Raw genomic sequence first — 6,000 nt, 5'->3', positions numbered from 1 at the left:
CTCATATTTCCTATTTTATCTCTTTGAATCCAATTTTGCAAAATTGATTTCCGTGAGCGCCGGAAGAAACATCTTGTAAAATACCGGAATTGTGATATAATGTATCATCCATGAAACCAAAACTAAGAAGCAGGTGATTTCCACATGAGTTACACAAAAATTGCGGCCATCTTTGCCGACAAGGAGGCCCTGTCGGGCCAAACCGTCACCGTGGGCGGCTGGGCCCGGACCATCCGGGACATGAAAAATTTCGGCTTTATCGAGCTCAACGACGGCTCCTGCCTGAAAAACCTCCAGGTGGTTATGGAGACCGGCACGCTGGAAAACTATAAGGACATCGCCGCCCAGAACGTGGGCGCGGCCCTGATTGTCACCGGCACGGTGGTCCTCACCCCCGAGGCCAAGCAGCCCCTGGAGCTGAAAGCCGAAAAAATCGAGGTGGAGGGAACCTCCACCCCGGACTATCCCCTCCAGAAAAAGCGGCACAGCGTGGAATTCCTCCGGACCATCCAGCATCTGCGGCCCCGGACCAACCTGTTTTCCGCCGCCTTCCGGGTGCGGAGCGCCGCCGCCTTCGCCATTCACGAGTTCTTCCAGAATCGGGGCTTCGTCTACGTCCACACCCCCATTATCACCGCCAGCGACTGCGAGGGTGCGGGGGAGATGTTCCGGGTCACCACCCTGGACCCCAAGGTCCCGCCCCTGACGGAGGACGGTCAGGTGGACTATACGCAGGATTTCTTCGGCAAGCCCGCCAACCTGACGGTTTCCGGCCAACTGAATGCCGAGAACTTTGCCATGGCCTTCGGTGACGTGTACACCTTCGGCCCCACCTTCCGGGCGGAGAACTCCAACACCCAGCGCCACGCCGCTGAGTTCTGGATGATTGAACCGGAGATGGCATTCTGTGACCTGGCGGGGGACATGGACGTGGCGGAGGCCATGATTAAGTACGTCATCAAAACGGTGATGGAACGCTGCCCCGACGAGATTGATTTCTTCAACTCCTTTGTGGACAAGGGTCTGAAGGAGCGGCTGGAGCATGTGGCGTCCTCCGCCTTCGGCCGGGTGAGCTACACGGAGGCCGTGGAGATTCTGGCCAAGAACAACGAACGGTTCGACTACAAGGTTTACTGGGGCTGCGACCTCCAGACGGAGCACGAGCGTTATCTGACCGAACAGGTCTTCAAGCGCCCGGTGTTCGTCACCGACTATCCCAAGGAGATCAAGGCCTTCTACATGCGCCTCAACGACGACGGGAAAACCGTGGCCGCGGCGGACTGCCTGGTGCCCGGCATCGGGGAAATCATCGGCGGCAGCCAGCGTGAGGAGCGCCTGGACATCCTGGAGAGCCGGATCAAGGAGCTGAACATGGACCCGGAAAACTACTGGTGGTACTGCGACCTGCGGCGCTACGGCTCCTGCCGCCACGCCGGCTTCGGCCTGGGCTTCGAGCGGATGGTGATGTACCTCACCGGCATCGCCAACATCCGGGACACCCTGCCCCATCCCCGCACCGTGGGCAGCGCCGATTTTTAGGTTCCGCCCTTCGGGCGGCCTGTCCGCCGGTATCAACACAAAAGCCGCGTCCCGGAAAGCTCCGGGGCGCGGTACAGCGGCATACAAAGAAGCTCCCCCGAATGGGGGAGCTTTTGCACGCTCTCGCGGGCGGGGGCTCTGTCCCCTCCCGCCTCTCCGGGCCTGCCCTCCTGCCAGCAGATCACCTTGTGGGGCCCGGTGCCCGGACCGGGCCATTGCCTCTGCCCCTCTGTCGGCAGACAGACCTATTTGCAATTCCGCCCCACAATGGCCCGGACAGCCTCCGTCTGCGCCTCCGTCAAGGACGCCTGTCCCGCCTCGCAGCGGACATAGCTCTCTGTCAGGTTCACCCCGTAGCCGTCCCCAAACTCCGTATTCACCGTGAATTCCGGGAGGCACCGGCAGACCGCCTCCGGGTCATAAGCCAGGTTGATGACAATGTCCGTCAGGGCCACGGAGTCGCTGCCCCAGAAGGACCAGGCCTCGCCGTCCAGAACCACCTCCGTCACCGTGTTGCCGCAGTAACCCGTCACCGGGTCCTCCACCGTCTGGGGCTCCGCCGCCGGGGCGTGGACCTCCCGGCCAAAATCCCAGCCCAGCCCCTCCAGCGTTTCCAGCGTCTCCGACCGCACATCCTCCAGGGTCCCCTCCTCCAGCCGTTCCCAGTCATAGGCCCCGGTCTGGGCGGGATAGGTCTCTTTCAAATTGTCATGAGTCACCCGGACCCGGTCGCCGCTGTGATACCCCGCCCAGGGACCGTCTCCCTCCGCCTGAACGGAGAGGGCTATGGGCGTCCCGTCCTCCGTCACCAGTATGGCCGTGCCGTTCTCCGCCAGCAGCAGGCGGCCCTCGGTCTCCGTCAGCTCCTGTTCCGCAGGGGCGGCGCAGGCGGCCAGCACAGCCAGCAGGCAGACCCACAAAATACATGGTTTCATCTTCATCCGGGCAGCTCCTTTCTTTAAATTCCTAATTCCGAACTCCTCATTCCTCATTTTAAGATTTTCAGGAAATCATCTCACTGCCAATCTGGTAGCCGCTCCAGGTCCCCATCTCCGGCCAGACGGCGGAACAGTCATAGAAGCAGTAGGCCCCCAGAGAGGACCGCCATTTCTCCGCGTCGAAAAACAGGACCGGCAGGCCGGCGTACGCCTCTCCCTCATGGCCCTCATTGGGCTTGATGGAGAACAGGCATCCGTCCTCCCAGCGAACGAAGGCCGCCCCCTCCGGCGCACCCTCGCCCAGGGGCCCGGCGGTAAAATACCCCTGTTCCTCCAGCTCCTCAAAGGTCCCGGTGAGGACCTCCACGCCGTGCAGCTCCCCGAAGCGCCAGGCCAAGGCGGCCTTCTCGCTGTCCGTCAGACCGCCGGGGGCCGTGGAGAGGTCCAGACCGGCCATGGAGATATTCTCGTTCAGGCCCGCGTCCTTCTGCCACAGGTCGTCCAGAACCTGGAGATAGAGGCCGCAGAGGTCGTAGCAGGAGCCGCCGGGGTTCTTCTCCGTACCGATGGAATGGCCCTCCACCTGGTAGACCTCCCCCGGCCGGGCAGGAAAGATTTCCTCCACAGTGCCGTTAAAGAAGATGTCCACCGTCATGCCGTCCTCCAGATCGGAGAGGGCCGCCGGTTTTCCATCCAGATAGACGGGGATTGGCATAGGCCGGGGCTTTTCGGGAACCGCCGCCTCCAGCTCGGTATCCGCCAGAAGATCCAACCGGTAGACCCCCATCCCGCCGTCCAGCTCCGCCAGCAGCAGGTCCCCGGTCTCCGCCCCGTCCACAATGCGGCAGGTGAGGACGGCGGGCTCCTCGTCCTCCGCCAGGGAGGGCGCCGCCGCGCCGGGGTCCGCTGCGGGGGGCTCCATCCCAACCGGGGCCGGCTGTTCCGCCGAAAGTGCGCCGCCGCAGGCAGACAGCAGACACAGGCAGAAGTACAGGCTCAAAAACAGGCTCCATTTTTTCATCGACATTCAAAGCCGCCTCCTTTTCCGGTTTAGACGGAAAGGGAGGCGGCTTGGTTCCCGGGTTTTCAGTTTTTTTCAGAATCGCCGGTTTGTTCCGGCCTCTCTGCGTTCTCTTGCTTTTTTGCGGCCTCTGTCCTCCGTCCCTTCAGCTTCCGCAGGACCGTCCCCAGGACGCCCCCCACCAGGGCGGCGATTCCCGCCGTCCACGCCTGAAACAGGGCCGTGTAGTTGTACAGCAGGAACACACAGGGCAGAGTCAGCGCCGCGCAGATCGGGGGATAGACCGGCCACCAGCGCCGAAGCCGGGCGGCCAGGGAACAGGCGCTGAAAAAGCAGAACAGAGGCAGGACGAGGAAGGGATAGAACACGCCTGTCAGCACCGGGAAATCCCGGGCGTCCACCAGCATCAGGGCCGGGGGCAGCAGCAGCTCCACCGCCGCTGCCAGAAGCAGGTAAGGGACCAGGATTTTCCAGGGGGGCTCCGCCGTGTTCAGCCCGGAGGATTTCCGAATCGCCCAAATGTCGGACTGCCATTCCAAAAAGCGGACGGACCATTTCAGCACATACAGCAACAGCAGCAGTCCCAGCAGACACAGCCAGCTTTCCCAGATAGGAAACCAGCGGCACCGCCAGCCCGCCAGGGAGAAAACCGCCGCCGTCACCAGAAAGTGGGCTCCGGACCCGAGAAGGGTCCCCCGCTCCATGAGGAAGGGAACCTCCGCCGTCCACAGGGCCGCCCCCAGAAGCCCGGACCAGAGGAACTGCACCAGGGCCGCCGTCACCGGGCTTCCGTACGCCTCCGCCATGACCTGGGACACCACCAGCAGCCTTCCGCCCTCCGGTCTGGGAATGGTGAAGGCGTTTCCCAGCACGAACACCAGATACACCAGAACGATGCCCCAGGGAACGCCCTGCTTCGCCCGCCGGAAAAACTCCCGCCGGATTTCGTTTCCGCTCATATCCCCAGCACCTCCTTGATCTTCTTCACATACCGCCGGGAGACATAGGTCACCGCGCCCCCCTCCAGCGTCACCCGGATGGTGCCCGTCAGACTCAGGTCCAGGGCCGTCACCCGCTTCCAATTGACAATTTCGGAATGGGACACCCGGAGAAAGGTCCGCCGGTCCAGGCGCTTCTCCAGCTCGTAGAGGCGCAGGCGGACGGTGTAGATTGCCCCGTTCAGGGTCTGGGCCCGGACCTCCTTGTCCTCGCCGTAAAAGCGGAGGACCTCCGCCGGGTCCAGGGGCACGGCTCCGCCCTCCCGGAAGCCCGTCAGCCGCAGGGGCTCCTCCAGCCGGGCCAGCAGCGCCGCCAGCTCCTCCGTCTCCCCCGGGGCCAGGATTTTCACCAGCAGTTCCCTCAGCGCCGGGTCCAGCGCCACGTCGATCTTCACGGTCCCGCCTCCCTTCTGTCTGTCAGTATACCCCGGAGCGGGTCCCGCCGTCCAGCGCTTTTCGACCATCGGCAGCGGAGGGGAGACAGACGGTTTCCGCAGAGGCGCATTGATATGACAGGAGCCTTGTGTTATAATCGGGTCAGCAGCCCGGCATTTACGAAAGGAGTTCATTGATGAATACAGGTTCTATCGTGTGCGGCGGAGCATGTCTGCTTTTTTTGCTGTTAGCCATCATTTTTACTGTTTTCAAAGAGAAGTCCGTCATGCTGATAAGCGGCTTCAACACCATGCCAAAAGAAAAAAGAGACTTATATGATAAAGAAAAATTAAGCAAAGACTATAGAAATATCGTATTGATTTGGGCGGTCATCCAGGGAACAGGCGCTGTTTCAGCGTATTGTATCTCACAGTATACAGCGATGATTGCATTTATCATATGGTTCATTGTATTTTTGAAAGATGTACATTTAGACGAAGAAAAGGCATTTGGCAAGTATAAAAAATAGAACTGTCAATCAAGATTTATCGGGCCGTCATTTCTCAAATCTCGAAAAAACTCCCCCGCCTTCCGGCAGGGGAGCCGCTTATTTACGCGGGGGCTTCAGCCAATCCGGATATCCGCCGGGAATCTGGGGCATGGCATAGAACTCTCCCATCCGCTCAAAAAAGGCGGCGCTGGAGTCCGCTCCGTCGAAAAGGTGCACGCCCTCCCGATCCCGCAGGACGGCAAAGCCCTGCCACCCGTCGGAGCGGAGGGCATAGCGGCCCTCGCCCAGGTCCTCGCAGGTCCCGTCGTCCAGGACCCCCTCCGTCTGGGTATAGCGGCAGAAACGGCCCTGGCCGTCAAAAATCAGGTAAGTGCCCAGGCCCGCCGAGGCGTCGGTGCAGTAGGTTCCCCGCAGATGGGGCAGGGGGACGGACTGGCAGAGATACACATTCACCGCCAGGGAAATCATCAGACCTATCCCGAGAACGATGATAACCCACTGGGCGGCGGTTATCTTCTGCTTCTTCTCCGAACAGGCAGGCGCCCGGGAACCCGGCAGGATTTTTTTCATATGCCCCTCCTCTTCTAAGCCCTTGTCGTGTTTTGTCTGTTCCATTTT

7 protein-coding genes are annotated in these 6,000 nt (G+C 61.2%); 2 read left to right on the top strand and 5 right to left on the bottom strand.

Annotated features, from left to right (window positions below):
* Window positions 1-144 precede the first annotated feature (144 nt).
* Window positions 145-1,539, top strand: coding sequence for an asparagine--tRNA ligase (gene asnS, locus Q0063_RS03660; RefSeq protein ID WP_297870617.1), 1,395 nt, complete (start codon window positions 145-147; stop codon window positions 1,537-1,539).
* Window positions 1,540-1,784: 245 nt separating this feature from the next.
* On the opposite strand, the gene Q0063_RS03655 is transcribed toward asnS, so the two are convergent.
* From Q0063_RS03655 to Q0063_RS03640, 4 genes are all read right to left on the bottom strand, one after another.
* Complete coding sequence (locus Q0063_RS03655; protein ID WP_297870616.1) at window positions 1,785-2,480, bottom strand: hypothetical protein; 696 nt, start codon at window positions 2,478-2,480, stop codon at window positions 1,785-1,787.
* 61 nt (window positions 2,481-2,541) lie between these two features.
* A complete protein-coding gene (locus tag Q0063_RS03650) occupies window positions 2,542-3,504 on the bottom strand; it encodes a hypothetical protein (RefSeq protein ID WP_297870615.1) in 963 nt (320 codons plus the stop codon).
* Between the two features lie 59 nt (window positions 3,505-3,563).
* Window positions 3,564-4,457: a DUF3021 family protein gene (locus Q0063_RS03645; RefSeq protein ID WP_297870614.1), complete on the bottom strand. Its 894-nt coding sequence runs from the start codon at window positions 4,455-4,457 to the stop codon at window positions 3,564-3,566.
* Entirely contained in the window at window positions 4,454-4,891 is a 438-nt protein-coding gene (locus Q0063_RS03640) for a LytTR family DNA-binding domain-containing protein (protein WP_297870613.1), read from the bottom strand. Before Q0063_RS03640 ends, Q0063_RS03645 begins: the two co-directional genes overlap by 4 nt.
* A gap of 176 nt (window positions 4,892-5,067) precedes the next feature.
* Between Q0063_RS03640 and Q0063_RS03635 the strand changes: the two genes are divergently transcribed.
* Entirely contained in the window at window positions 5,068-5,400 is a 333-nt protein-coding gene (locus tag Q0063_RS03635; RefSeq protein ID WP_297870612.1) for a DUF3784 domain-containing protein, read from the top strand.
* 78 nt (window positions 5,401-5,478) lie between these two features.
* Here Q0063_RS03635 and Q0063_RS03630 read toward each other — a convergent pair whose 3' ends face one another.
* Window positions 5,479-5,952 (bottom strand): hypothetical protein, encoded by a 474-nt coding sequence (locus Q0063_RS03630; RefSeq protein WP_297870611.1) that lies wholly within the window; start codon window positions 5,950-5,952, stop codon window positions 5,479-5,481.
* Between the last annotated feature and the right edge of the window lie 48 nt (window positions 5,953-6,000).

It is taken from the genome of uncultured Oscillibacter sp., from assembly GCF_947654275.1.
Taxonomy (GTDB): Bacteria; Bacillota; Clostridia; order Oscillospirales; family Oscillospiraceae; genus Oscillibacter.
This window is presented reverse-complemented; position numbering and strand designations above follow the sequence as displayed.

What these genes read in the sequence shown, in the direction of transcription:
- asnS (WP_297870617.1), top strand. Translation starts at nt 145, where the DNA reads ATGAGTTACACAAAAATTGCGGCCATCTTTGCCGACAAGGAGGCCCTG.
- Q0063_RS03655 (WP_297870616.1), bottom strand. Translation starts at nt 2,480, where the DNA reads ATGAAGATGAAACCATGTATTTTGTGGGTCTGCCTGCTGGCTGTGCTG.
- Q0063_RS03650 (WP_297870615.1), bottom strand. Translation starts at nt 3,504, where the DNA reads ATGTCGATGAAAAAATGGAGCCTGTTTTTGAGCCTGTACTTCTGCCTG.
- Q0063_RS03645 (WP_297870614.1), bottom strand. Translation starts at nt 4,457, where the DNA reads ATGAGCGGAAACGAAATCCGGCGGGAGTTTTTCCGGCGGGCGAAGCAG.
- Q0063_RS03635 (WP_297870612.1), top strand. Translation starts at nt 5,068, where the DNA reads ATGAATACAGGTTCTATCGTGTGCGGCGGAGCATGTCTGCTTTTTTTG.
- Q0063_RS03630 (WP_297870611.1), bottom strand. Translation starts at nt 5,952, where the DNA reads ATGAAAAAAATCCTGCCGGGTTCCCGGGCGCCTGCCTGTTCGGAGAAG.